This is a genomic window from Ruegeria sp. BHSB058, assembly GCF_059613285.1.
This window is the reverse complement of record NZ_JBXWSF010000196.1, coordinates 1-1,250: the sequence shown is the minus strand read 5'-3', so window position 1 is coordinate 1,250 and position 1,250 is coordinate 1. Positions and strand designations below refer to the sequence as shown.

Here is a 1,250-nt window from a genome sequence, read left to right as displayed (position 1 = left end):
CTGGCAGGCTTGGTTTTGGCCGCGATCGCTTTGGGTGCTCTGGCCGCTCTGCTGGATGGGTTTTATGAGGGCGAAGTCAAGCTGCAGGTACCGGGAAAACAGGGTAGCATCAAAACCCGTTTGATCGCCCTTGTTGGCATCTCGGGTCTGGCGGTTCTGGCCGGATTCTGGCTGAGCAACGGCTTGCTGGCAAATGTTCAGGCCAATGATGCGGTTGACGTGATCGGCCACCGCGGGGCCGCTGCGTTGCGGCCGGAAAACACCATGGCGTCGGTGCTGAAGGCTATCGACGACGGCGCTGACTGGGTTGAAATCGACGTGCAGGAAACGGCCGACGGAGTCGTCGTTGTCGCGCATGACAGCGATTTCATGAAACTGGCGCAGACCGATCTGAAAGTCTGGGATGCCACCATGTCGGATCTGGACGATATTGATATTGGCAGCTGGTTTGACCCGGAATATGCCGAGGAGCGTACCCCCACCCTTCGCGATGTGCTGGCGGCGGCGCGTGGGAATTCCAAGGTCATCATCGAGTTGAAGTATTATGGCCATGACGAAGATCTGGAAAACCGGGTTGTACAAATTGTCGAAGACCTCGGCATGGAAGACGATGTGGCCACCATGTCGCTGAAATACCCTGCTGTACAGAAAATGCGCGCCTTGCGACCTGACTGGCGAACAGGCGTGTTGGCGGCGACGGCTGTCGGCAACCTTGCCGGGCTGGATGCCGATTTCGTTGCCGTGAATGCCAACATGGCTTCACCCGGGCTGATCCGGTCAGTCCACGAGGCCGGTAAGGATTTTTATGTCTGGACGATAAACGACCCGATCCAGATGTCGCAAATGGCATCGATGGGGGTCGATGGGCTGATCACCGACAAACCGGCCCTGGCGCGGCGGGTTCTGGAATTACGGTCCCAACTGGGCCCGGCGGAACGGCTGATGCTGTGGCTTGCGGGAGAACTGGGGATGGAGATCGAGACCGAGAAGATGCGCGATGACAGTCCCTAAGGTATCTGCGCTTTTGTGCTGTCTGGCGGTGCAAGCGGGCGCACAGGAACTGATCCGAACGATCGAGCTACCGGCACACCGCGCATTGATGCTGGCCCGGGAAACGGTAGAGCTGCGGCCATTCGAGACCGACGGATGTTCAGGTGGCATGTCCTCGGTCTGGGGATTTGCCGCCGATATCTTTCCCGAGTTTGCCCGAACCTACGAGGAGGCGCCGCCGTGGGAAGATTGCTGCGTCA

General features: G+C 59.0%; 1 protein-coding gene and 1 pseudogene. Both read left to right on the top strand.

The window, feature by feature from the left end; all coding sequences use genetic code 11:
* Positions 1–1,011 (top strand): glycerophosphodiester phosphodiesterase family protein (locus tag AC2FNB_RS21315; RefSeq protein ID WP_496748717.1); only part of this gene is annotated, 1,011 nt, incomplete at its 5' end.
* Positions 998–1,250: pseudogene (locus AC2FNB_RS21310) on the top strand (hypothetical protein); the annotation flags it as partial. The gene AC2FNB_RS21315 and the pseudogene AC2FNB_RS21310, both read left to right, overlap by 14 nt.